We start from the raw sequence: 23859 nt of genomic DNA, 5'->3' as shown, positions 1-23859 counted from the left end.
ACGACCGGCCGACCGGCCCGCGCGATCAGTTCAGCGACGGGTCGTCCGGGTACGTGGCCACCATCGCCAGCTCGTTGCGCTGCCGCCGCAGGACCGCGCGCCACAGCTGTTCCGGGTCGGGCGAGGAGACGTCGCCCGGTTCGGACTCGACGACGTACCAGGCGCCCTCGACCAGCTCGTCCTCCAGCTGGCCCGGCCCCCAGCCCGCGTAGCCGGCGAAGATCCGCAGGCTGCCGAGCACGGCCGCGAGGAGCTCGGGCGGGGCCTCCAGATCGACCAGGCCGATCGCGCCGTGCACCCGGCGCCAGCCCAGCGGCTCCTCGGCGGGCTGGACGCCCGCGCGGTCGGCGACCTGCGCGCCGGCCGTCTCCCCCGCCTCGGCGCCGGGACCGGCACCCGTACCCATGGGGGGCGTGCCGCCCTCACCGAAGGTCCCGCCGGGCACGACCGCCACCCCGAGTGCGGAGTCCAGCGAGACCGGGCCGCCCTGGAAGACCACGCCCGGCTCACCGGTCAGCGCGGCCCAGGGCGCGAGGATGTCCGCTACGCCCACCGGGGTGGGGCGGTTGAGGACCACGCCGAGGGAGCCCTCCTCGTCGTGGTCGAGGAGCAGCACCACCGCGCGGTCGAAGTTCGGGTCCGCAAGCGCGGGCGTCGCGACGAGCAGCCGGCCTGTGAGCGAGGACACCTCGGTCATGGCCACATGATCCCGCACTTCTGCCCCGAGCGGGGAGTCAAAGCCGTGACCGGTGCGAGCGCAGGGCAGGGCGTACGGCGGCAGCCCCGGCGCACGACCCCGCCCCCGGAAGTGCACCCGCCCCAATCCGACTTCCTCACAGTGCATTTAAGACAATCTGGGGCTTTTCCGCCAAAAGGCGATTACAGATCAAAGGGTGACCGTAGCCGAGCGTGTTGTGACAAAGCCATTACACGCTCAGAGGCTGCACGGGCTTACGGGCACCCCTCGGACGCCCTTACCATTTCTGCTTGGCCCTGCCCGTCTCCAGGAACGCGAGATCCATGACCGTCTCTACTGACGACGTACTGCTTGTCCACGGCGGCACCCCGCTGGAGGGCGAGATCCGGGTTCGCGGTGCGAAGAACCTTGTGCCCAAGGCCATGGTCGCCGCCCTGCTCGGCAGCGGACCCAGCCGGCTGCGCAACGTGCCCGACATCCGCGACGTACGCGTGGTGCGCGGACTGCTGCAGCTGCACGGCGTCACGGTCCGCCCGGGCGACGAGCCCGGCGAGCTGGTCCTCGACCCGTCGCACGTGGAGAGCGCCAACGTCGCCGACATCGACGCGCACGCCGGCTCCTCGCGGATCCCGATCCTGTTCTGCGGCCCGCTGCTGCACCGCCTCGGCCACGCCTTCATCCCGGGCCTGGGCGGCTGTGACATCGGCGGCCGCCCGGTGGACTTCCACTTCGACGTGCTGCGCCAGTTCGGTGCGAAGATCGAGAAGCGCGCCGACGGGCAGTACCTGGAGGCGCCGCACCGGCTGCGCGGCACCAAGATCCGGCTGCCGTACCCGTCGGTCGGCTCGACCGAGCAGGTGCTGCTGACCGCCGTACTGGCGGAGGGCGTCACCGAGCTGTCGAACGCCGCCGTGGAGCCGGAGATCGAGGACCTGATCTGCGTGCTGCAGAAGATGGGCGCGATCATCTCCATGGACACCGACCGGACGATCCGGATCACCGGTGTCGACAAGCTCAACGGCTACACCCACCGCGCCCTCCCGGACCGCCTGGAGGCCGCCTCCTGGGCGTCCGCGGCGCTCGCCACCGAGGGCAACATCTACGTCCGCGGCGCGCAGCAGCGGTCGATGATGACCTTCCTCAACACCTTCCGGAGGGTCGGCGGCGCCTTCGAGATAGACGACGAGGGCATCCGCTTCTGGCACCCGGGCGGCTCGCTCAACGCCATCGCCCTGGAGACCGACGTCCACCCCGGCTTCCAGACCGACTGGCAGCAGCCGCTGGTCGTCGCCCTGACCCAGGCGTCGGGCCTGTCCATCGTCCACGAGACGGTCTACGAGTCCCGCCTCGGCTTCACGTCCGCCCTCAACCAGATGGGCGCGCACATCCAGCTCTACCGGGAGTGCCTGGGCGGCTCGGCCTGCCGCTTCGGCCAGCGCAACTTCCTGCACTCCGCGGTGGTCTCCGGCCCGACCAAGCTGCAGGGCTCCGACCTGGTCATCCCCGACCTGCGCGGCGGTTTCTCGTACCTGATCGCGGCGCTGGCGGCGCAGGGCACCTCCCGGGTGCACGGCATCGACCTGATCAACCGCGGCTACGAGAACTTCATGGAGAAGCTCGTCGAGCTGGGCGCCCACGTGGAGCTGCCCAACGGGGCACTGAGCCACTGACGACGCCCGGGCACGTGGGCGCGCCGCGCCCACGCCCGTACCACCACGCCTGAGGGGCGGCCACCGGTCCGGTGGCCGCCCCTCAGGGCTGTCAGGGGGCCGCGCGCGCCGCGGGACGGCCCGGGAGGTGCCGGGCGCCGTTTCCGGCCCCGTACGGCCGCGGAGGCGCCCCGGAACGGCCGCCCGGGCGGCCGCGGCAGGGGTGCGCGGTGCGCGGGTACGCAGAAGGCGGCCGCCCCCGTCGGGGCGGCCGCCTCGTTATGCCGGGTCAGAGCTTCACTTGCCCTTGGCGGCTTCCTTGAGCTTGGAGCCCGCGGACACCTTCACGCTGTAGCCGGCCGGGATCTGGATCGGGTCGCCGGTCTGCGGGTTGCGCGCGGTGCGAGCGGCACGGTGGGTGCGCTCGAAGGTCAGGAAGCCGGGGATGGTGACCTTCTCGTCGCCCTTGGCGACGACCTCGCCGGTCACCTCGGCGAGGGCGGCCAGAACGGCGTCGGCGTCCTTGCGGGTCACCTCGGCGCGATCGGCCAGAGCGGCCACCAGCTCACTGCGGTTCATGTTTGTACTCCCGTGTTCTTCTTGCCAATGAGGCGTGCCACGCGGCGGAGCCGCATGTTGGGCACAGCGAAGCCGATGCTGCCAGGGTCCTAGGACAGTCCCCGGACCCGGGTCTGCCTGCCAGACCCTCGCGCCCGAATACGCATCCTGCCCCTACCTGCGGCAGTAAAGCCAATCCGGCGCCCTGGCGGGTCACACGAAAAGCGCCACTGCCACGCGGTGGTGACGTTCCGCATCGTTCCGCTCCTGGCCGGATCCCCAGGATGGCGGATTGCTGCCCGCCACCCTATGGGGGCCGTCGTGACGGCGTGTCCCGCGACGCGCCGTCGTCAGACCGTCGTGGCCGTCGTCACAGCCGGGTCGCTGCCCTTGGCCGCCTCCCGCACCGCACCGGCCACCGCACCCGCGACCTTCTCGTTGAAGACGCTGGGGATGATGTAGTTCGGGTTGACCTCGTCCTCCAGGACGACGTCCGCGAGGGCGCGGGCCGCGGCCAGCATCATCTCGGTGTTCACCGTACGGGAGTGGGCGTCCAGGAGGCCGCGGAATACGCCGGGGAACACCAGGACGTTGTTGATCTGGTTCGGGAAGTCGGAGCGGCCGGTGGCCACGACGGCGGCGGTCTGCCGGGCGATGGCCGGGTCGACCTCGGGGTCGGGGTTGGCGAGGGCGAACACGATCGCTCCCTCGGCCATCTTCGCGACGTCGTCGCCGTCGAGGACGTTGGGCGCCGAGACGCCGATGAAGACGTCCGCGCCGACCACGGCCTCCTTGAGGGTGCCGGTGACGCCCTCGGGGTTGGTGTTGTCGGCGATCCAGCGCAGCGCGGAGTCCGGGTCGGCGTCGACCAGGTCCGTGCGGCCGGCGTGCACCACGCCGTGGATGTCGGCGACGACGGCGTGCCCGACGCCGGCGGCCAGCAGCAGCTTGAGGATGGCGGTGCCGGCCGCGCCGGCGCCGGACATCACGACCCGGACGTCCTCGATCTTCTTGCCGACGACGCGCAGCGCGTTGGTGAGCGCGGCGAGCACCACGATGGCGGTGCCGTGCTGGTCGTCGTGGAAGACCGGGATGTCCAGCGCCTCGCGCAGCCGCGCCTCGATCTCGAAGCAGCGGGGCGCGGAGATGTCCTCCAGGTTGATGCCGGCGAAGCCCGGGGCGATGGCCTTGACGATCTCCACGATGGCGTCGGTGTCCTGGGTGTCCAGGCACAGCGGCCAGGCGTCGATGCCGGCGAAGCGCTTGAAGAGGGCCGCCTTGCCCTCCATGACGGGCAGCGCGGCCTTGGGGCCGATGTTGCCCAGGCCCAGGACCGCGGAGCCGTCCGTGACGACCGCGACGCTGTTGCGCTTGATCGTCAGCCGGCGGGCGTCCTCGGGGTTGTCGGCGATGGCCTGGCAGACCCGGGCGACGCCGGGGGTGTAGACCATGGAGAGGTCGTCGCGGTTGCGGATCGGGTGCTTCGACGACATCTCGATCTTGCCGCCGAGGTGCATCAGGAATGTACGGTCGGACACCTTGCCGAGCGAGACGCCCTCGATGCCGCGCAGCTTCTCGACGATCTCGTTCGCGTGCGCGGTGGAGGTCGCGGCGATGGTGACGTCGATCCGGAGCTTCTCGTGGCCCGACGCGGTGACGTCGAGGCCGGTGACCGACCCGCCGGAGGACTCCACGGCCGTGGTGAGCTGGCTGACGGCGGTGCCGCTCGCGGGTACTTCCAGTCGCACCGTCATCGAATACGAGACGCTAGGCGCCGTTGCCATGGCCGACTTCCTCTGCTTTCCCTGGTTTCTCTCTCAGCGGCTCCGCGGCCCAGAGGTACCCGGGTCGGGAGCGCGTCGTCCGATCGTCCCACCTACCAGCCGGTACACGGTAACCAGCTACAAATTTCGGAAAGACACTTCCACCATACGAGAGATGATCGGGCGAGTGGAAGCCCTTCACGGAAGAAGCCTTCCGGGCGGCGCGTGCGGACCACCACGCTCCGGCACCCGACGGCGGGCGGACGACGGCCGCGGGCCACAACGGCCGCGGGCGCCCTCCCGGAGGAAGGGCGCCCGCGGCACACACTTAAGACACCGACCCGCCATGCTCGCCTCGCGGCAAGTGGTCGCTCGTAGCGACGATGGTTGGGCCCGGGGGCTTGGATCGAGCCGGTGCCTCACCCAGGCTAACAAACCATCTCCGGAAGCGAATCCCGTCGCGGGGTACGGATTTCAGGTCCCCCCGTACGGCCTCCGCCGGGCTCAGTCCCGCAGCAGGTCGGGCACCCCGGCCGCGTCCGGCTGGTCGCGTCCGGCGGACAGCACGGTCAGCTGCTGGGTGGCGCGGGTCAGCGCCACGTACAGCACCCGCAGCCCGGCCGGGGACTCGTCGGCGATCTCGGCCGGCGACACCACCAGCGTGGCGTCGTACTCCAGTCCCTTCGCCTCCAGGGAGCCCAGCGCCACCACCCGGTCTCCGAGCGGGGCCAGCCAGCGGCGGGCCTGCTCGCGGCGGTGCATCGCCACCACGACGCCGACCGTGCCGTCCACCTCGCCCAGCAGCCGCTCGGCCTCCGCCGCCGTCGCGGCGGCCAGCGCGGACTCGCCGGCCGACCCGGCGCCGTCCCCGACGAGCGCGAAGCGCGGCCGAAGGCCCGTCGAACGGACCGCCTTCGGGGACTGCATGCCGGGCATCGCCAGCGCCAGCACCTTGCCGGCCAGCTCGGCGATCTCCGCCGGGTTGCGGTAGTTGACGGTGAGGGTGAAGCGGCGGCGCGGGCGGGTGCCGAGCGCCTCGTCGCGGGCGGCGGCCGCCTCGTCCGGGTCGGACCACGAGGACTGCGCCGGGTCGCCGACCACGGTCCAGGTGGCGTGCCGGCCGCGGCGGCCGACCATCCGCCACTGCATGGGCGTCAGGTCCTGCGCCTCGTCGACGATCACATGGGCGTAGTCGGTGCGCTCCTCCTCCAGGCGCTCGCGCCGGCCGCGGCCACCGCCGTTGCGGTCCGCGTACGTCGTCAGCTCCTCCAGGCCGGTCAGGTGCTCCAGCGGGTCGGCCTCGCGCGGGCGGGCCGGGCGCATCGGGGCGCCGAGGATCTGCTGCAGCTCGTCCAGCAGGGCCACGTCGTGCACCGACAGCGGGCCGTGTCCCGAGGCGTCCAACCGGCCCAGGGAACGGGCCAGTTGGCGCACCTCGCGGGGGTTGAGGACGCGGCGCGCCCAGCGGCCCAGCAGCTTCTCGTCGGCCATCGCGGCGAGCACGCCGCGCGGGGTCAGCTCGGGCCACCAGGCGTCCAGGAACTCCTGGAACGAGGTCTCGGTGGTGAGGTCCTCGTCGAAGCCCGCACGGGCCTCGGCGACGAGCTCGGGGTCGGTGTAGCGGCGGCCGGCGCCCGACCGGGACCACAGGGCGTCCAGGATCAGCCGGCGGGCCCGGGGGCGCAGCAGGTTGACCGGCGCGGTGCCGCCGAGCGCGGACTGCCGGATGGCGCGCAGCTCGTCGGCGTCCAGCTCGATCCGGGAGCCGAAGGCGACGACCCGGAGCCGGTCGGTCCGTACCGCCGGCGCGGTCTCCTCGTCGTCGCCGAACGCGAGCTGGCCCGCCGGGCACTGGGTGGGCGCGGCGCCGGCCGGGGACAGGTCCAGGGCGGCCCTGGCGGCCTTGCGCAGCAGCTTCTGCATCCGCGACGAGCCCTTGATGCGGGCCACCGCCGGCGGGTCGTAGGCGGTCGCCTCGGCGCCGTCGACGAGCGAGCCGAGCGCCCGGATGGCGACCTGGCCCTCCTCGCCGAGCGACGGCAGCACGCCCTCGGTGTAGGCGACCAGCAGCGGCGTCGGGGAGACGATCAGGATGCCGCCGGCGTAACGGCGGCGGTCCTGGTAGAGGAGGTAGGCGGCGCGGTGCAGGGCGACCGCGGTCTTGCCGGTGCCCGGCCCGCCCTCGACCTCGGTGACGGAGGCGGCGGGCGCCCGGATCACCATGTCCTGCTCGGCCTGGATGGACGCGACGATGTCCCGCATGGTGTGGCTGCGGGCCCGGCCGAGCGCGGCCATCAGCGCGCCGTCGCCGATCGCCGGGAGCTCCTCGCCGTCCAGCGTGGCGGTGATCTCCGGGCGCATCAGATCGTCCTCGACGCCGAGCACCTTGCGGCCCTTGGAACGGATCACCCGGCGGCGGACGACCCGGCCGGGCGCCACCGGGGTGGCGCGGTAGAAGGGCGCGGCGGCCGGCGCCCGCCAGTCGATGACCAGCGGGGAGTAGTCCGCGTCGAGGACGCCGAGCCGGCCGATGTGCAGCGTCTCGGCGATCCTGGCGCGGTTGTCCACGATCGCGCCCTCGGCGGGCTCGACGGAGGTGTACGCGCCGTCCGGGCCCTTCTTGCCGTCCTTGCCGAGGAGCAGGTCGATCCGCCCGAAGAGGAAGTCCTCGTACTCGGAGTTCAGCCGGTGGAGATGGACACCGGCCTGGAAGACCTGGGCGTCACGCTCGGCGAGCGCGCCGGGCGTGCCGACCTGGCCGCGCTTGGCGGCGTCGTCCATGAGGAACTCCGCCTCGTGGATCTTCTCCTCGAGGCGCCGGTAGACGCGGTCCAGGTGCGTCTGCTCGGCGTCGATCTCGCGGGCGCGAACCGATTCCGAGGCGTGGTCCGGTGCGTGCGTGGCGTTGTGCGCGGCCACCCAGGCCCCCTTCTGCTGTGCGTAGGGCAGCCGTCAACCGTACGCGAACCGGGCACCGTGCGCACCTGGTGAGAAGGACAAATCCGGGCGGATTCGGTCGGATGTTGATGCAAACCGTTACTTCGGGCGTCCGGGGCGGTCACTGGAGAGGGGTGGCGGGGCCCGCTCCCCCGCTCCTGACCGCCCGCTCCGGGCAGCTCACGCCTTGACCGTGGCCAGCTTCCTGCCCTCCAGGGTGCTGATCTCGAAGTGGTCGATCTCGTTCCGGTCGAGTGCGGCGCCGCCCGCCGCGTACAGGGGCTCGCGGTTCCACTTGGCCGCGCTCCCGGGGATGCCGTAGCCGCCCTCGGGGACCGCCCAGGTGGTGACGGTCTGCCGGCGGCCGTCCTTGCCGACCGCGATCAGGGAGCAGCTGAGCGGGCCCTTGACGTGGGCGAGTTGGAGGACGACCTGGGTGCCCCAGGGGCGGGCCGACATGGACACGCCCGCGGAGACCTTGGTGTCCGGGTCGACGGAGTGGACCTGCTCGCCCTCGGCGTACTGGGCGCGGACCGCATTCGCCAGCGGGGGCGCCGCCGTCGGCGGCTGCTCCGTACCGCCCTTGACGACGGAGACGGCGGCCAGCGGCCCGCCGACGATCAGCACGACGGCCGCGGCGACCAGGAACAGCCGGCGGCGGGCCCGGCCGCGGCGGGTGACGGCGACCTCGTCGAGCAGTCCGCCGAGGAGCCGGGGCCGGGGACGGCGGTGAGCGTGTCCGGGGTGGGGGCGGACTCCTTGAACTCGGCCAGCACCGGAGTCAGGCCCATGAGTTCCTCGAGTTCGGCCGCGCACCGGTCACAGCCGACGAGATGCCTCTCGAACCGTTCGGCGTCGGCGGCGTCCAGGACGCCCAGCGCATAGGCGCCGACGTCGCTGTGCCGGTCCGGCTGCGTGGGCGGGATCACTCCGTCACTCCTCGTTCCTCGAGCGAGAGCTTCAGGGAGCGCAGCGCGTAGAAGACCCGGGACCGCACGGTCCCTGCCGGTACGCGCAGCACCTCCGCTGCCTCGTTGACCGTACGCTCCTTGAAGTACGTCTCCACGAGGGCCTCTCGATGGGCCTGGCTCAGATCGCTCAGCGCCTCGGAGATCGTCATCGTGCGCAGCGCCCGGTCGATCACGTCGGCGGCCGGCATCGTCTCCAGGGGTGTCGCGTCGACCTCTTGGGGTCTGGCCTTCCGGCTGCGGTACCCGTCGATCACTATGCGCCGGGCTACGGTCACCAGCCAGGGCCGGATCGACCCGGTGGCGCGCTGTAGTTGATCGGCGTTGCGCCAGGCACGCACCAGCGTCTCCTGGACCACGTCCTCCGCGCGGTGCCGGTCGCCCGCCACCAGCCGCAGGACGAAGGCGAGGAGCGGGCCCGCGTGCTCGTCATAGAGGGCTCGCATGAGCTCCTCTTCAGGTGTCGTCCTGTCTGCCACGACGGCATCCTTACGCACTCCAACTCCCGGGTCGAGAGCCCGGATCACCCAAGATCGCCGGGGACCTGGCCATGAATCGGACTTGCGGTGAGGAGTACGGACGGGACGGGCGGGGTGTTCAGCGAATGGCGAGAAATTTTTCCGGCCGTCCCCGCGGTCACGACTCCCCGGCCGCGCACCCCGCTCCCGCGGCCGCGCACCCGGCCGCCCCGGCAGGGAACGGGCCGGGCGCCCCGCCGCACTAGTCCGCACCCAAACCGGTTACGCCACGCCGTACTTGTCCGCGCCCAAACCCGTTACGCCACGCCGTACTTGCCCACGCCCAAACCGGTTACGCCACGCCGCATTCGTCCGCGCCCAAACCGGTTATGCCCCGCCGTATTTGTCCGTGTCCGCGTGCGGGTCCAACGACAGCCGGTACCCCCGCTTGACCACCGTCTGGATCAGCTTCGGCGCGCCCAGCGCCACCCGCAGCCGGGCCATCGCGGTCTCCACGGCGTGCTCGTCCCGCCCCGACCCCGGCAGCACCCGCAGCAGCTCGGCGCGGGAGACGACCCAGCCGGGGCGGCGGGCCAGCGCCCGCAGCAACGCCATGCCGGCCGGCGGCACCGGCCGCAGCGCACCGTCCACCACGACCGCGTGCCCGCGGATCTCCAGCCGCCGCCCGGCCACCGGCAACGGCCGTACCCGCCCGGGCAGTTCGCGGCACAGCAGCTGCACCAGCGGTCCCAGCCGGAAGCGCTCCGGCTGGAGCGTGGGCACGTCCTCGGCCTCCAGGGGCAACGCGGTCACCGGCCCCACACACACGGGCAGCACCCCCTGCCGCAGCGCCGCCAGCACCTCCTCCCGGATGCCGCGCTCCTCGGCCCGGCGCAGCAGCGACGCGGCGGCGGGTGCGCTGGTGAACGTCACCGCGTCCAGGCCGCCGCCGACCACCGCGTCCAGCAACCGGTCGACCGGACCGAGGTCCTCCGGCGGCATCCAGCGGTACACCGGGACGCCGATCACCTCCGCGCCGCCGGCCCGCAGCGCCTCCACGAACCCGGGCAGCGGCTCGCCGTGCAGCTGTACGGCCACCCGCCGCCCGGACACCCCTCCGCCAGCAGCCGGTCCAGCACCTCGGCCATCGACTCCGAGGCCGGGGACCACTTCTCGGTGAGCCCGGCGGCCCGGATCGCGCCCCGTACCTTCGGGCCGCGCGCGAGCAGTTCGACGCCGGTCAGCCGGTCCAGCAGCGCCTCGCCCAGCCCCCAGCCCTCCGCGGCCTCGATCCAGCCGCGGAACCCGATGGCCGTGGTGGCCACGACGACGTCCGGAGCCTCATCGATCAGTGCCCGGGTCACCGCGAGCAGTTCGGTGTCGTCCGGCAGCGGCACGATGCGCAGCGCGGGCGCGTGCATCACCTGGGCGCCGCGCCGCTCCAGCAGGGCACCGAGCTCCTCGGCCCGCCGGGCCGCGGTCACGCCGACGGTGAAGCCGTCCAGCGGCCGCACGGGGGCGGCACCGGGCCCGGCTTCCGGACCGGTTCCCGGGACGGTCCCTCGTCCGGTTCCCGGCCCGGGTCCTGGCGCGGCTTCCCGGGTGCCCGGGGTCCCGTGGGTTCCCTGGGGTGCCTGGGGTGCCTGGGGTCCCGCTGCCGGCCCGGTGGCGGGTGCCGTCCGTGGCTCCCGCTCGCCGTGCTCCTGTTGCTGCTGCTCGTGCATGGTCGTCCCGCTCCGCCCAGAGTGGTTGTGCTGCATGGCGCTCCCCGCCGCCGCGGCCCGGGCGACGGGTGAGTTCCGGGATGCCGAGTCCCAAGACCCCGAGATCCCGAGAGATCCCAAGCCCCCGAGATCCCGAGAGATCCCTGGACCCCGAGAGATCCCGGAATCCTGAGACCCCGAGATCCTGAGATCCCGACATTCCGGCGTCCCCGGGTCTCCGGCCCCCCGGGCCGAGGAGCCGTGTCCCGGGTGCCGAGGTCCGGAAGCCACTGGTGTCCAGCCTGCCGACAGCACATGACAGTCCCGGTCCTCCAGTATTTCCCGCGGGTTACGCCGCTGCGCGGCCACCACGGGCACCCGGCCGCGCACCAGCCCCACGCCGCCTCACACCTCGGCGTGGACCGGCCGCCGCTCCGCCTCCCCGGCCGCCGCACCCGCGCCCGCCCGCTCCGTACGCCGTGCGCGCGCCGCCGGGCGCAGGTATACGGCCCAGGTCACCACGGTGCACACCGCGTAGCAGATCAGGAACGACACGAACGCCGGCGTACCCGACCCGGTGGCCAGGAACGACTGCCGGAAGGCGAGGTTGATGGCCAGCCCGCCGAGCGCGCCGACCGCGCCGATCAGCCCCATGGCCGCCCCCGACAGCCGCCGCCCGCTGGCCTCGGCCGCCTCCCCGGTCAGCCCGCGCCGGACCGCCTGCGCCTGGAAGATCCCGGGATCATCTTGTACGTGGAGCCGTTGCCGAGCCCGGTCAGCACGAACAGCGAGATGAAACCGACGAGGAACACCGGCAGCGACCGCACCGCCGACGCGTAGATGACCACCCCGGTGGCCAGGGCCATCGCCAGGAAGTTGCCCAGGGTGATCCGGGCGCCGCCGAACCGGTCCGCCAGCCGGCCGCCGACCGGCCGCACCAGCGACCCCAACAGGGGCCCGATGAACGTCAGCGACGCCGCCTGGAGGGGCGTGCGCGCGAACTGGTTCTGCAGCACCAGCCCGAACGCGAAGCTGTAGCCGATGAACGACCCGAACGTGCCGATGTACAGCACCGACATCACCCAGGTGTGCGGCTCCCGCGCGGCGTCCAGGGCCGCTCCGGTGTCGTTCCGCACCGGCGCCAGGTTGTCCATGAACAGCGCCGCGAGCACCGCCGCGACCACGATCAGCGGCAGGTAGACGGCGAGCACCAGCCGCGGCTGCGCGGCCCCGGCCGTACCGATCACCAGCAGCCCCAGCAGCTGGATCACGGGGACGCCGATGTTGCCGCCGCCGGCGTTCAGACCCAGCGCCCAGCCCTTCTTCCGCAGGGGGTAGAAGGAGTTGATGTTCGTCATCGAGGAGGCGAAGTTGCCGCCGCCGACGCCCGCGAGCGCCGCGATCACCAGGAACGTGGTGTAGGAGGTACCCGGCTTCATCACCACCGCGGCCGCCGTCGCCGGCACCAGCAGCATCAGCGCGCTGATCACCGTCCAGTTGCGCCCGCCGAACCGCGCCACCGCGAAGGTGTACGGCACCCGCAGCACCCCGCCCACCAGGGTCGGCATCGCCACCAGGAAGAACTTCCCGGCCGGATCGAATCCGTACTCCGGCCCCATGAACAGCACCATCACCGACCACAGGCTCCAGATGGAGAAGCCGATGTGCTCGGACAGTACGGAGAAGGCCAGGTTCCGCCGGGCGACCCGCGCCCCGGTCTCCGCCCAGAACGTCTCGTCCTCGGGCTCCCACCGCTCGATCCACCGCCCGCCCCGCCGCGTACGGCCGGCGGGGCCGGCTGGCGTGGGGGCGGTGGTCGTGCGGTCCGTTCGGTTTCGCCAGGGCTGTCGCCGCTGCCTTCACTGCTGGTGCTGTCGCTACGGGTGCCTGCCGCGGCCTCGGCCGTCATCGCGCCTCCCAGGGGGTCGGGTCCTCCCTTCGAAGCTAGGGACGGCGGGTTTCCGCACCGTGGCAGCAGGTGACCGCGGCGAAACCTTGCGCTCACGCGCCACCGGGCCCGTGCGTGAGCGACCGCGGACACCGGGGCGTACATGCCGGACGGAGTCACACCGAAGTGCCTCGCACGCCCCCTGACACCACTCGTTCGAGGCAATGGCAGGTGGCCTGGACACTGTCAGCATTTTCGTCGAACGCAAAGAGTAATCGAGTGAGCACACTTCGTATCGACGATGGTGCGGGTGTGCCCGGAGAAGAGCGAAGGGAGTGAACCATGCAGGACACACAGGAGGTGCCGGCCGCCACCGCCACCGCCACCGCCACCGCCACCGCCTACGAGGCTCCGCAGCTCATCGAGGTGGGCGGCTTCACCGACCTGACGCTCGGATTCTCGGGCTACCACTGGGACGGCTGGGCCGGCCGGGCCGGCTTCTTCGGGTGGTGACGAACGGCGGCCCTGCCGGGCCCGGGCCCCGGGTCCGGCAGGGCTGTGGCCGACGGTCCGGCGGCAACGCCCCTCCCCCTATGGACAGGTATCCCGTGGACTTCCTCGTCTTCCCCGACCATCCCGCCACCGACGCCCTCTGCCGGCAGCTGCCCGCCGAACCGCCCTTACAGATCCTCCGCCACCCCTCGGGCCGCCCCTGGATCGTGGGCCGATGGTCGGCCGACCAGATCCTGACGGCGGAGGCGGGCCCGCGCCGCGCCGTCCTCCTCGGCACCACCTCCGCCCGCCCGGACACCCTGGCCCGGCTGCTGCACGGCCCCGACGGCCTGGACGGCCTCGCCCGGCGCACCCGCCAACTCCCCGGCAGCTACGCCCTCCTGGCCGCCATCGGCCCCGACCTGCGCTGCCAGGGCGACCTCGCGACGGTCCACCAGCTCCACCACGCCCGGATCGGCGGCATCACCGTCACCGGCAACCGGCCCCAGGACCTGGCGGCGCTCGCCCGCCGCGGCCACCGGCGGACTGCCGCCCGGTGCCCCCGGCACCGGCCTGCTCGACGAGGAATCCCTCGCACTGCGGTTGCTGTTCCCGTTCGCCCCGCTCCCGCTCGCCCTGCGCCCGCTGTGGCGCGCGGTACCTGCCGTCCCCCCGGCCACCACCTCACCGTGGACGCCAACGGACAGCCCGCCGTGGCCCGCTGGTGGCAGCCACCGGAACCGGACGTCCCCCTGGAGCGCGCCGCCGAGACCGTACGCCAGGCCCTCAGCGACGCCGTGGCGGCCCGTACGCACCGCGCCCGACGGCAGAACGAACAAAACCGACTGGACAACGAACAGAACCGACTGCACAAACAGCACGGACAGCACGGGCAGCACGGGCAGCACGGGCAGCACGGGCAGCACGAGCGGATCGAGCAGCACGAACGGATCGAGCAGGCCGATACGGGCGGGACCACGAGTGGAAACGCGTACGGGGCCCCGATCCGTCCCACCCTCAGCGCCGACCTCTCCGGCGGCACCGACTCCACGGGCCTGTGCTTCCTCGCCGCTCAGGAGGACGTCCGGCTGATCACCACGTCCTGGGTGTGCCGCGATCCCGGCAAAGACGACACAGTGTGGAGCGCCCGCAGCGCTGCCCACCTGAGCGCCGCCGAACGCCAACGCGAACGCGCGGCGGGCCCGGGCCCCGGAGCCGGCGGGGACCCGCGCGGAGAGGGGGACACGCCCCACGCCAAGGGCAAGGAGAAAGGCAAGGGCAAGTACAGGGGCGAGCGCGGCGGGGCGGGCGCGCACCGGACCAACGGAGCGGGCACGGGCGGGAACAGGGGCGGAAGCGGGGGCCGGGGCAGGGGCAGAGGCGGGGGTGCGGACAACGGCCCGGCATCGCGGTCACAGCCCCAGGCCGGCGAACGCCTCTCCCTCCCCTACGCCGACGCCCCCACCTGGTACACCCCGCCCCACCACTCCCTGCACCCCGCCGCCACCGACCCGGCCGCCCCGCTCGCCCTCTTCCGGGAGGCCGCCCGGATCGCACACCAGGCCCGTCTCGTCGCCACCCGCGGCTCCCGGCTGCACCTCGTCGGCGTCGGCGGCGACGAACTCTTCTCCCACCGCCCGGCCGCCCTCAACTCCCTTGCCCGCAGCGACCTGCGCACCGCCGCCCAGCGCGCCTGGACGGCACACCACCTCTGCCGCTGGAAGACCTCCGAGACCCTGCGCACGCTGCTGGGCGGCCGCCCGTATCCGCGCTGGCTGGCCGGCAGCGCCTCCCGGGTGACCGTCGGCGGCGATCCCCGGACCTGCGGCGCCGACTGGGAGGTCCTGCCCAGCCTGCCGCCGTGGGCGCATCCGGACGCCGTCGCCACCGTCCGCCGGCTGCTGCGCGAGGCCGCCGCCGAGGCACCCGAACCGTTCGCGCCGCTGCGCTGCCAGCACGACATCGTGCGCGCCGCCGTCCGCTCCGGGGAGATCGTCCGCGGCGCCGTCGCCCTCACCGCCCCGCACGGCGTCGGCTACGAGGCGCCGTTCCTCGACAACGCCGTCATCGACGCGGCGCTCACCCTCCGGCTCGCCGACCGCGCCCGGGCCGGCGTCTACAAGCCACTGCTGACCCGTGCGCTGCGCGGCGTCGTACCCGACGCGGTGCTCGGCCGCGGCACGAAGGGCGAACACAGCGCCGAGGTCTACGCCGGACTGCGCGCCCACCGCGGCGCCCTGTCCGCGCTCTGCGACGACTCCCTCCTCGCCGAACGCGGTCTGATCCGCCCCGCCGTCCTCCGGCACCACCTGACGTCGCTCCAGCCGCCACCCGACGCCCTGCGCGCACTGGACCCCACCCTCGCCACCGAGTACTGGCTCCGCGCAGTCAGCCCGACGCACATCCCCGGGCCGTCCCGCCCCACACCGGCACTCCCCTCCTCGCCGTTCACCGCGCCGCCCCTGTCCACACCGGCCCAAGGCACCCCATGACCCTCGCACTCGCCCCGCACGTCACCAGTACCCGCACGGCCGACGGCACGGTCCTGCTCGACACCCGCACCGGCCGCTACTGGCAGATGAACGCGACCGCCACCCTCGTCCTCGACCACCTCCTCGCCGGCGGGACGTGCCGGACCGCCGCCGCAGCACTGCGCGCCCGCCACCCGTCCGCGGGCCACCACGCCGAGCCCGACGCCCGGGCCCTGCTGGACTCCCGCTCACCGCCCGGCTGGTAATCCCATGAGCCACCCCGTCTCCTTCGAGCCCCACGCTCACCTCACCATCCGCGAACGCTGCGCCGCCCACTGCGCCGTCACCGCCGCCCGTGCCCTGTCCCGCCTCTCCCCGCACCGGCTCTGCCGCCTGCTGGAACGCCTCCGGCGCGGCGCCCGCCCCGCCACCGTCCCGGAAGCCCTGCGCGCCCGCCACGCCGTCGTCACGGTCAGCAGACACTGCGCCGGCAACGGCTGCCTCCCCCGCTCCGTGGCCACCGCCCTCCTCTGCCGCCTCCGCGGCCACTGGCCCCAGTGGTGCACCGGCGTACGCACCCAGCCGTTCCGCGCCCACGCCTGGGTAGCCGTCAACGGCCACCCCGTAGGCGAACCCCCCGGCACCTCCCTCTACCAGCCCCTCCTCACGATCCCGCCCCTACCCGAACCTGGGGGCTCCGCTTCGTAAGCCCCCTCCCCCAACTCGCCACCTCCGGGGGCTCCCCCTCCCCCCTCCCCCCTACCGCCCCCGCACGCCCTCACCCTCACCCACACCCACACCCACGCCCATCACGGCGGCATCCTCCCGGGGGAGCCAGGCGTCCTCCGGAACCGCCAACCAGTCGTTCTCCCCTGCCAGTTCGTGCACCGCAGCGCGCAGGGCGGTCAGGCCGGGGTGGTGCAGGTCGCGGCGCCACACCATCGAGAGGGGCGACAGGGGTACGGGGTCCACGACCGGCCGCAGCACCATCCCCGGTACGTCGATGAACTCCACGCTCGCCAGTACCGACCACCCCCGTTTCCGCACCACTCGTACGAACTCCCGCGAGCCCTCGATCTCCGGGAACGGCTCGGCCATCGCGATACCCCGCCCCGCGAACAGCCGGGCCGCCAGCTCCGTCCACTCCTCGGTCTGCGGATTCCCGGCAGCCGCGTAGAGCGTCTCGCCGGCCAGCTCCGCGAGCGGAACCTCGGGCCGCGACGCCAGGGGATGGTCCTCCCGCAGCAGCACAGCCATCGACTCCAGACGGACCGGCTGGTGTGCCAGACCGGACCGGACGGCGGGTGGCAGGCCCGCGTAGCGCCCGAAGGAGACATCGAGCCGCCCGGCGGCAAGCTCTGCCGCCGCCCCCGTCAGCCCGCTGTGGAAGCGGGCCACCAGCTCACAGCTGTCCGGCACCCTCTCCCTGGCGTCCTCCAGCACCCGGTGCGCGGTACCGATCGGCACCCCGACATCGACCAGCAGCGGCCGCTCGGGCACCGGCCGGAAGGCCGCCGCCAGGTCCTCGTGGGCGCTCAACACCCGTCGGGCGTACGGCAGTAGCCGCTCGCCGTCGGCCGTGAGGGCGACCTGGCGGGTCGTCCGTACGAAGAGTGCCGTGCCCACCTCCCGCTCCAGTCGCCGGATGTCGCGGCTCAGGGCCTGCTGGGCCACGTAGAGCCGGGCCGCGGCGCGGGTGAAGTGCAGTTCCTCGGCTACGGCGGTGAACGCCCGGAGCAGTCGCGGATCGATATCGAACGGCATCGGGTCATCCTTGCAGCGCCCCCTCCGCCCTCGGCCCCTGTAGTCCCGGAGTCTCGGCGACCGCCCGCCGGCTCATGGACTCGTCGGCCGGTGCGGCCTTGCCCTTTCCACCTCCCGCCGACCCCGACCACCTCGCCCTGGCCCCGTCCACCTCCCGCGACCCCGTCCACTTCCTCCCGACTCCCGTCCGCCTCCTCCCGACTCCCGTCCGCCTCCTCCCGACTCCGGGCTCCCGGCCCCCAGCCCCCCGGCTCCCCTGCTCCCTGCTCTCGACTCCCCATCTACATCGTGAGTGCGTGAATGGGCTCTGATCAGGTGTTGGACGGGTGAGGGAAGGGGCCGGGATCGTAAGAGCGTGATCCTTTTCCTTGCTGCCCGTCCGGTGACCGCTCGGCCCGTACGGCCGGTTCCGCGGCGGCGTTCCCGGCGCCTTCGGCTCTTCACCCCTTACCGGCGGATCTTTGCCGTCCCCGGCGCCCGGGCGTTCACCGCCGCCAATCTGCTGGCTCGCCTGCCCATGGGCATGCTCAGCGTCAGCGCCGTCCTGATGATCAGCGGCTCGCGTGGCTCCTATGCGCTGGCCGGGGCCGTCACCGCGACCGGGCTGGCGGCGACCGCACTGGTCGGACCATGGACCGCCCGGATGGTCGACCGCCACGGCCAGGCCCGTATCGCCGTGCCGGCGACCGCGCTCGCGGTGCTCGGGTCGCTGTCGCTGCTGCTGTGCGTACGCTTCGGCGCGCCCGACTGGGCGCTGCTCGCCTCCTACGCCGCGACCGCCACCACACCCAACACCGGAGGGATGTCCCGTGCCCGCTGGGCGCACCTCTTCTGCGACGACCCGGCTGCCCGGCACACCGCCAACTCCTTCGAACAGGCCGCGGACGAGCTGTGTTTCATGCTCGGGCCGGTGCTCGCGACGCTGCTCTGCACGGCAGTCGCGCCCGAGGCGGGCACGGCGGTGGGCGCGGCCCTGCTGCTGAGCGGGGTGCTGGTCTTCGCGGCCCAGCGCCGCACGGAGCCGCCGGCAGCCGGGCGGGCTGCCGCCCGTGCCGGCGGGGTCCGCTCTCCGCTGCGGCGGCGGGGCATTCCCCCTCTGCTCGGCACGTTCCTGTGCACCGGCGCGATCTTCGGGTCGATGGAGGTCGTGACCTTGGCCTACGCCGACGGCCTCGGGATGCGGTCGGCCGCGGGCGGGCTGCTGGCCCTCCAGGCGGCCGGGTCGTGCGCGGCGGGGCTGCTCTACGGCGTACTGCGTCCGGCGGGCCGGAGCGGGCGACGGTTCCTGATGTGTGTGGGTGCGATGGCCGTACTGATGCTGCTGCCCCTCCTCGGGGCGTCGACCGGGCACCCGGGGGCGCTGGCCGCCGCACTGCTGGCCGCCGGGATGGCCACCGCGCCGACCATGGTCACCGGTATGGACTGATCCAATCCCGCACTCCGGCGGCTCAGTTGAATGAGGGGATGACGCTCGCCGTGACGGCTCTGCTGGGTGGTATCGGGGCCGGTTCGGCGGCGGGGGGCTGGGTCGTGGACCACGTGGCGGGGGCGGGGATCGCGTACGGAGTTCCGGCCGTGGCCGCCGGGCTGGCCGTGATCCTTGCTCTGCCGACCGCCGTCGCCACCCCGTCGTCCGTCGCTTCCTCCGCCATCGGAGACCGGGAGCTGGGCTGAGGTTGCACGCTGTGATGTGTTCATGGACTCAGCGTGACGGAGTCGGGGCGGACATACATCAACCCGGAGGTTGTCATACCGAGGGTTGAGGGGCGCAGTACGCGAGGGAAAACCCGAAGGACGAGAAATCCGCGAAAGGGAGCCCGGAGGACAGAGGGAAGAAGAGGAGGAGAAGGAGAACGGGAACGGGAGAGAAGAGAAGAGGATGGAGAGGAAACAAAAAAGCAGCTGCCCCGGCGGGAACTCGCCGGGGCAGCTGCTTCACATGGGATGAGTGGAGATGGCGGGAATCGAACCCGCGTCCAACGGTGCGGAAACAGGGCTTCTCCGAGTGCAGTTCGCTGCGATTTTCTCAGCCCCGGAGATCACGCGAACAAGTCTCCGACGGGCTCAGTCACTGTTTGATTTCCTCCTGCACCCCGTGACCGGGTTCAGGAGTTTAGTCCCCTAGCTGATGCCAGGATCCGGGTCGGGAACAGCCCCGGGCTGACACTTCGCAAGTCGCTACTTAGGCAGCGAGGGCGAAGGAATCGCGCTTGGTGTTGGCGATTATTGGTTTCGGCCTGTGGTTTACGAGATCATGGCCGCTTCCTCGACTCGCTTCCCCTGCTTCGACATCCGCTGTCGAAACCGATCATCCCCATGTTGATTTATCAAGACGAACCCCGGCGCCTACACCATGACGCCTGCGGTTCCCGCACCCTCTGTGGGATGCGGAGCCATCGTACGTGAACAACGCCCGAGGTTGCCAGCGTATTCCGCGGGCCACCGCCCGGCCGGAACCGCCCACGCCCCGCCCGCACGGGCCCACCGGCCGGATGCCGGGCTCACTCCCGCCCGCCGGGCTCGCTCTCGCCCGCCGGCCCGGGCCCGCTCGCGGCGTGCCCGCCCGTCGGCCGGCCGTGGTCAGGCGCGCTGACGGCGGCGGGCCGCCGAGATCGCACGGTCGGCCTCGCGGCGGTCCTGCTGCTCGCGGAGGGTCTGCCGCTTGTCGTACTCCTTCTTGCCCTTGGCCAGCGCGATCTCGACCTTGGCCCGGCCGTCCTTGAAATACAGGGCCAGCGGCACGATCGTGTGGCCGGTCTCCTGGCTCTTGGACTCCAGCTTGTCGATCTCGAAGCGGTGCATCAGCAGCTTCCGCTTGCGCCGGGCGGAGTGATTCGTCCAGGTTCCCTGGGCGTATTCCGGGATGTGTACGTTGTGCAGCCAGGCCTCGTTGCCGTCGATCTGGACGAATCCGTCGACCAATGACGCCCGACCCTGACGCAGCGACTTCACCTCGGTGCCGGTCAATACCAGCCCGCACTCGTAGGTGTCCAGAATGTGGTAGTCGTGCCGCGCCTTCTTGTGCTGCGCCACGAGCTTGCGCCCGGGGTCCTTGTCCTTGCCCTTTTGCTTAGCCATAGTGCGGCCATTTTCGCACTATGTGCCGGTCCCGAGGCCACTCAATACCGTGCGGGCCCGCCGCTCGGCATGGTCCTCGACGACCAGGTCGGGGGTGAGCCCGGTGTCGTCGACGGTCCGGCCGGAGGGTGTGCGGTAGTGGCCGACGGTGAGCTCGGCCACCGAGCCGTCGGGCAGCCGGCTGGGCATCTGCACCGAGCCCTTGCCGAAGGTCGGGGAGCCCACCACGATGGCCCGGCCGCGGTCCTGGAGGGCGCCGGCGAGCAGTTCGGCGGCGCTCATCGTGCCGCCGTCGACGAGGACGACGAGCGGCAGGCGGGTGTTCCCGCCGCGCCGGGCGTACAGGGCGCGCTGGCTGCCCCGTACGTCGTAGGTGGCGACCAGGCCGCCGTCGAGGAAGGCGGAGGCGGTGGCGACGGACTCGGTGACCAGGCCGCCCGTATTGCCGCGCAGGTCGAGCAGCACGCCGCCGTGCGGGGAGGCGCCCCGGACGGCGCGGCGGACCGCGGCGCCGGTGCCCTTGGCGAACGAGGTGATCTTGATGCGGGTGGGGCCCGGGCCGGCCGGCCGGTCGACGGTGACGTTGCGGGTGCGCAGCCGGATGCGGTGCAGGGTGAGGCTCCACCGCCGGGTGCCGCGCTGAAGGTCGAGGCGTACCGGAGTGCCGGCGCCGGCGGCGGGCGTACGGGAGCCGTTCGGGGCGTTGCCGCGGAGCCGGGCGACGGTCTCGGTGACCGGCTGCCCCTGGGTGGTCCGGCCGTCGATGGCGCGCAGCCGGTCGTGGACGGCGATACCGGCGCGGGCGGCGGGGCTGCCGGGCTGCACCCGGGAGACCTCGGTGCGGCCGCCGGCGAGCTGCCGTACCCACAGGCCGACGCCGACGTAGGCGCCGTCCAACTGCTGCTGGAAGTCCTCGAACTCGCCCTCGGTGTAGATCGTCGACCAGCGGTCGCCACTACGGCTGACGACCTCGGCGGCGGCCTGCGAACCGGACTTGCCGTCCTCGATGGCTTCGGTGGCGGCCCGCTCGACGGCCGCGCGGTCGGCGGTGGCGGCCTCCGGAGGGCGCGCGCCGGACGCCGTGCGCTTCGGGATGCCGTGGCCCACCGCACCTTCGGCCTCGTCGCTCCAGGTGCCGGTCACCGCGCCGGTGGCGAGCACCCCGGCGAGGAACAACGTCAGGGCCGCCCCGCGGCGGTAGCGGCGGGGCCGGTCGTACGAACACGGGCCCGACATGCCGGTGAGTCTAGGGGACGAAGGGGCGCCGTACGGCGAGTTGACCGTACGGCGCCCCTTGGCAAAGCTCACACCTTGAGGTACTTGCGCAGTGCGAAGAACGCGGCGAGCGCGGGCATCAGCAGCCCGATCAGGAGGACCAGCGGGAGCACCGCCGCCACCGAGTCCCAGCCGATGAAGTTGATCACCTGGATCTTCTTCGCCAGCCAGTTGTTGACGAGGAGGTACTTGCCGCCGACGATCAGCACGCAGGCGAACGCGGCGCCCAGCAGGCCCGCGATCGCGGCCTCCAGGATGAACGGCATCTGGATGTAGAAGCTGGATGCCCCCACGAGCCGCATGATGCCGGTCTCCCGCCGACGGCTGAACGCCGACACCCGCACGGTGTTGACGATCAGCATCAGCGCAACGACGAGCATCAGGCCCATCACGCACAGCGCGGCGATGTTCATGCCGTTGAGCAGGTTGAACAGCGGCTCGACGGTGTCGCGTTGGTCCTGCACCTCCTGGACACCGGGCCGCTCGGAGAACGCCGACTTGATGACCTTGAACTTCGTGGGGTCCTTCAGCTTGACGCGGAACGACTCGGGAAGCTGGTCGGGCGTCACCAGGCCGGCGACGGGGGTGTCGCCGAACTGCTCCTTGTAGTGCTTGTAGGCCTGGTCGCTGGACTCGTACTGCACGTTCTGCACGATCGGCAGCCGGTTCAGCTCGGCCTTGATGTCGTCCTTCTGCTGCTGGGTGGCCGCGCCCTTGGCGCAGTTGGCGCCGGTCTCGGCGTCGTTCTTGTTGCAGAAGAAGATGGAGACGTTGACCTTGTCGTACCAGTAGCCCTTCATGGTGCTGACCTGGTCGCGCATCAGCAGCGAGGCGCCGAACAGGCCGAGCGAGAGGGCTACGGAGACGATGACGGCGAAGGTCATCGTGAGGTTTCGGCGGAGACCGACGCCGATCTCCGACAGGACGAACTGGGCGCGCATGGCGTCCTTTCAGTACTGGGGGCCGTACACGCTTAGTGCTGGTAGCCGTACACGCCGCGCGACTGGTCGCGTACGAGACGGCCCTTTTCGAGTTCCATGACCCGCTTGCGCATCTGGTCGACGATCTGCTGGTCGTGGGTGGCCATGACCACCGTGGTTCCGGTCCGGTTGATCCGGTCCAGCAGCTTCATGATGCCGACCGAGGTCTGCGGGTCGAGGTTGCCGGTGGGCTCGTCCGCGATGAGCAGCAGCGGACGGTTGACGAAGGCCCTCGCGATGGCGACGCGCTGCTGCTCACCACCGGAGAGCTCGCCCGGCATGCGGTCCTCTTTGCCGCCGAGGCCGACGAGTTCGAGGACCTCGGGGACCGTCTTGCGGATCTGGCCGCGCGGTTTGCCGATGACCTCCAGGGCGAAGGCGACGTTCTCCCCGACGGTCTTGTTGGGGAGCAGTCGGAAGTCCTGGAAGACCGTGCCCACCTGGCGCCGCATCTGCGGGACCTTCCAGTTGGAGAGCTTGCCGAGGTCCTTGCCGAGGACGTGCACGTGGCCATGGCTGGTCCGCTCCTCGCGCAGCAGCAGCCGCAGGAAGGTGGACTTGCCGGAGCCTGAGGAGCCCACCAGGAAGACGAACTCGCCGCGCTCGATCTCGAGCGAGACGTCCCTGAGTGCAGGACGGTTCTGCTTCGGGTAGGTCTTGGAGACGTTGTCGAATCGGATCACTGATGCACCACGGTCGACCTGGATAGGGGCACGGGCTGCCGAGTTGCGGCTCCCGTCGGTGTGCGTGACCATACGCGAACCTCGCGCGGCGGTGCAGTCGGCGTAGGGGGTTGGTGTGGTTCTTCACGGCACCTACGGGGACAAAAGGGCGCACAATCCCGGGGCGCGCGCCGTTCCGCCGGGGAGCTGGCACAGTGGAAGAGGGAACCAATGCCCCCTCCGGGGCGTTGGTGCAGTGGAGAAGGAGGTCGCATGACGTACGACCGACTGGTGTGCGCCAACTGCGCGGCCCCTGTGAGTGAGGGCCGCTGCCCCGTGTGCCGGGCGAGCAGGGAACGGCTCCAGCAGCAGGCAGGCGGCGTGTTCGCCCAGCTCAGCCCGGCGATGCTGGTGGCTTTGATGGTCCTGCTGCTCGCGGTGGGGCTGCTGCTGCACCAGACCGTCTGACGGCGCTCGCCGCAGCCCGGTGGCCGGGTGGAGGTTTGAGCGGGCCGC

Annotated in this window: 18 protein-coding genes, 1 other RNA gene and 3 pseudogenes; 7 read left to right on the top strand and 15 right to left on the bottom strand. The window is 72.2% G+C overall.

Going from position 1 to position 23859, the window contains the following annotated elements:
- Positions 1–25: 25 nt before the first annotated feature.
- Positions 26–697 (bottom strand): YqgE/AlgH family protein, encoded by a 672-nt coding sequence (locus tag OJ254_RS13625; protein WP_265362539.1) that lies wholly within the window; start codon positions 695–697, stop codon positions 26–28.
- Between the two features lie 323 nt (positions 698–1020).
- Between OJ254_RS13625 and murA the strand changes: the two genes are divergently transcribed.
- On the top strand, positions 1021–2367 hold the full coding sequence (gene murA / locus OJ254_RS13620) for a UDP-N-acetylglucosamine 1-carboxyvinyltransferase (RefSeq protein ID WP_265362538.1): 1347 nt from the start codon (positions 1021–1023) through the stop codon (positions 2365–2367).
- Positions 2368–2643: 276 nt separating this feature from the next.
- Here the strand turns inward: murA and OJ254_RS13615 are convergent, their stop codons facing one another.
- The 8 genes and pseudogenes from OJ254_RS13615 to OJ254_RS13585 all read right to left on the bottom strand — a co-directional run bounded on the left by OJ254_RS13615 (position 2644) and on the right by OJ254_RS13585 (position 12493).
- On the bottom strand, positions 2644–2925 hold the full coding sequence (locus OJ254_RS13615; protein ID WP_006605312.1) for an HU family DNA-binding protein: 282 nt from the start codon (positions 2923–2925) through the stop codon (positions 2644–2646).
- A gap of 329 nt (positions 2926–3254) precedes the next feature.
- Entirely contained in the window at positions 3255–4688 is a 1434-nt protein-coding gene (locus OJ254_RS13610; protein ID WP_265362537.1) for an NAD-dependent malic enzyme, read from the bottom strand.
- Positions 4689–5171: 483 nt separating this feature from the next.
- Complete coding sequence (locus tag OJ254_RS13605) at positions 5172–7586, bottom strand: HelD family protein (protein WP_265362536.1); 2415 nt, start codon at positions 7584–7586, stop codon at positions 5172–5174.
- 198 nt (positions 7587–7784) lie between these two features.
- The gene (locus tag OJ254_RS31040; RefSeq protein ID WP_341483609.1) at positions 7785–8231 is read right to left on the bottom strand and encodes a hypothetical protein; all 447 of its coding nucleotides are present in this window, start codon (positions 8229–8231) and stop codon (positions 7785–7787) included.
- Positions 8225–8533: an anti-sigma factor family protein gene (locus OJ254_RS31035; RefSeq protein ID WP_341483608.1), complete on the bottom strand. Its 309-nt coding sequence runs from the start codon at positions 8531–8533 to the stop codon at positions 8225–8227. The genes OJ254_RS31040 and OJ254_RS31035 overlap by 7 nt, the downstream gene beginning before the upstream one ends.
- The gene (locus OJ254_RS13595; protein ID WP_261951178.1) at positions 8530–9069 is read right to left on the bottom strand and encodes a sigma-70 family RNA polymerase sigma factor; all 540 of its coding nucleotides are present in this window, start codon (positions 9067–9069) and stop codon (positions 8530–8532) included. Before OJ254_RS13595 ends, OJ254_RS31035 begins: the two co-directional genes overlap by 4 nt.
- Positions 9070–9417: 348 nt before the next feature.
- A pseudogene (locus tag OJ254_RS13590) lies at positions 9418–10544 on the bottom strand (uroporphyrinogen-III synthase).
- Positions 10545–11138: 594 nt separating this feature from the next.
- Positions 11139–12493 (bottom strand): annotated as a pseudogene (locus OJ254_RS13585) (nitrate/nitrite transporter).
- A 470-nt stretch (positions 12494–12963) separates the two neighbouring features.
- Between OJ254_RS13585 and OJ254_RS13580 the strand changes: the two are divergent.
- From OJ254_RS13580 to OJ254_RS13565, 4 genes are all read left to right on the top strand, one after another.
- A complete protein-coding gene (locus OJ254_RS13580; protein WP_265362535.1) occupies positions 12964–13134 on the top strand; it encodes a lasso RiPP family leader peptide-containing protein in 171 nt (56 codons plus the stop codon).
- A gap of 80 nt (positions 13135–13214) precedes the next feature.
- Positions 13215–15605 (top strand): asparagine synthase-related protein, encoded by a 2391-nt coding sequence (locus tag OJ254_RS13575; RefSeq protein WP_265362534.1) that lies wholly within the window; start codon positions 13215–13217, stop codon positions 15603–15605.
- Complete coding sequence (locus OJ254_RS13570) at positions 15602–15850, top strand: lasso peptide biosynthesis PqqD family chaperone (protein WP_265362533.1); 249 nt, start codon at positions 15602–15604, stop codon at positions 15848–15850. The genes OJ254_RS13575 and OJ254_RS13570 overlap by 4 nt, the downstream gene beginning before the upstream one ends.
- Before the next feature lie 4 nt (positions 15851–15854).
- Positions 15855–16292, top strand: coding sequence for a lasso peptide biosynthesis B2 protein (locus OJ254_RS13565; RefSeq protein WP_265362532.1), 438 nt, complete (start codon positions 15855–15857; stop codon positions 16290–16292).
- 51 nt (positions 16293–16343) lie between these two features.
- On the opposite strand, the gene OJ254_RS13560 is transcribed toward OJ254_RS13565, so the two are convergent.
- Entirely contained in the window at positions 16344–17348 is a 1005-nt protein-coding gene (locus OJ254_RS13560) for a LysR family transcriptional regulator (RefSeq protein ID WP_265362531.1), read from the bottom strand.
- 355 nt (positions 17349–17703) lie between these two features.
- Here OJ254_RS13560 and OJ254_RS13555 point away from each other — a divergent pair.
- Positions 17704–19022 (top strand): annotated as a pseudogene (locus OJ254_RS13555) (MFS transporter).
- Positions 19023–19294: 272 nt separating this feature from the next.
- On the opposite strand, the gene ssrA reads toward OJ254_RS13555, so the two are convergent.
- The 5 genes from ssrA to ftsE form a co-directional block, all read right to left on the bottom strand.
- Positions 19295–19664: a transfer-messenger RNA gene (gene ssrA, locus OJ254_RS13550) on the bottom strand.
- A 264-nt stretch (positions 19665–19928) separates the two neighbouring features.
- Positions 19929–20426: an SsrA-binding protein SmpB gene (gene smpB / locus OJ254_RS13545; protein ID WP_265362530.1), complete on the bottom strand. Its 498-nt coding sequence runs from the start codon at positions 20424–20426 to the stop codon at positions 19929–19931.
- 18 nt (positions 20427–20444) lie between these two features.
- Complete coding sequence (locus tag OJ254_RS13540) at positions 20445–21662, bottom strand: S41 family peptidase (RefSeq protein ID WP_265362529.1); 1218 nt, start codon at positions 21660–21662, stop codon at positions 20445–20447.
- A gap of 68 nt (positions 21663–21730) precedes the next feature.
- Complete coding sequence (ftsX, locus tag OJ254_RS13535; protein WP_265362528.1) at positions 21731–22642, bottom strand: permease-like cell division protein FtsX; 912 nt, start codon at positions 22640–22642, stop codon at positions 21731–21733.
- A 32-nt stretch (positions 22643–22674) separates the two neighbouring features.
- Positions 22675–23364: a cell division ATP-binding protein FtsE gene (ftsE, locus tag OJ254_RS13530; RefSeq protein WP_265362527.1), complete on the bottom strand. Its 690-nt coding sequence runs from the start codon at positions 23362–23364 to the stop codon at positions 22675–22677.
- Between the two features lie 252 nt (positions 23365–23616).
- Here ftsE and OJ254_RS13525 point away from each other — a divergent pair, with 252 nt between their 5' ends.
- On the top strand, positions 23617–23811 hold the full coding sequence (locus OJ254_RS13525; protein WP_261951167.1) for a hypothetical protein: 195 nt from the start codon (positions 23617–23619) through the stop codon (positions 23809–23811).
- The last annotated feature ends 48 nt before the right edge of the window (positions 23812–23859 follow it).

The organism is Streptomyces endophytica, from assembly GCF_026153355.1.
GTDB lineage: Bacteria > Actinomycetota > Actinomycetes > Streptomycetales > Streptomycetaceae > Streptomyces > Streptomyces endophytica.
The sequence above is the reverse complement of the archived record's forward strand: the minus strand, read 5'-3'. Positions and strand labels throughout refer to the sequence as shown.

What these genes read in the sequence shown, in the direction of transcription:
- OJ254_RS13540 (WP_265362529.1), bottom strand. Translation starts at nt 21,662, where the DNA reads ATGTCGGGCCCGTGTTCGTACGACCGGCCCCGCCGCTACCGCCGCGGG.
- OJ254_RS13615 (WP_006605312.1), bottom strand. Translation starts at nt 2,925, where the DNA reads ATGAACCGCAGTGAGCTGGTGGCCGCTCTGGCCGATCGCGCCGAGGTG.
- OJ254_RS13625 (WP_265362539.1), bottom strand. Translation starts at nt 697, where the DNA reads ATGACCGAGGTGTCCTCGCTCACAGGCCGGCTGCTCGTCGCGACGCCC.
- OJ254_RS13575 (WP_265362534.1), top strand. Translation starts at nt 13,215, where the DNA reads ATGGACAGGTATCCCGTGGACTTCCTCGTCTTCCCCGACCATCCCGCC.
- OJ254_RS13560 (WP_265362531.1), bottom strand. Translation starts at nt 17,348, where the DNA reads ATGCCGTTCGATATCGATCCGCGACTGCTCCGGGCGTTCACCGCCGTA.
- OJ254_RS13525 (WP_261951167.1), top strand. Translation starts at nt 23,617, where the DNA reads ATGACGTACGACCGACTGGTGTGCGCCAACTGCGCGGCCCCTGTGAGT.
- OJ254_RS13610 (WP_265362537.1), bottom strand. Translation starts at nt 4,688, where the DNA reads ATGGCAACGGCGCCTAGCGTCTCGTATTCGATGACGGTGCGACTGGAA.
- OJ254_RS13565 (WP_265362532.1), top strand. Translation starts at nt 15,855, where the DNA reads ATGAGCCACCCCGTCTCCTTCGAGCCCCACGCTCACCTCACCATCCGC.
- murA (WP_265362538.1), top strand. Translation starts at nt 1,021, where the DNA reads ATGACCGTCTCTACTGACGACGTACTGCTTGTCCACGGCGGCACCCCG.
- OJ254_RS13580 (WP_265362535.1), top strand. Translation starts at nt 12,964, where the DNA reads ATGCAGGACACACAGGAGGTGCCGGCCGCCACCGCCACCGCCACCGCC.
- smpB (WP_265362530.1), bottom strand. Translation starts at nt 20,426, where the DNA reads ATGGCTAAGCAAAAGGGCAAGGACAAGGACCCCGGGCGCAAGCTCGTG.
- OJ254_RS13570 (WP_265362533.1), top strand. Translation starts at nt 15,602, where the DNA reads ATGACCCTCGCACTCGCCCCGCACGTCACCAGTACCCGCACGGCCGAC.
- ftsX (WP_265362528.1), bottom strand. Translation starts at nt 22,642, where the DNA reads ATGCGCGCCCAGTTCGTCCTGTCGGAGATCGGCGTCGGTCTCCGCCGA.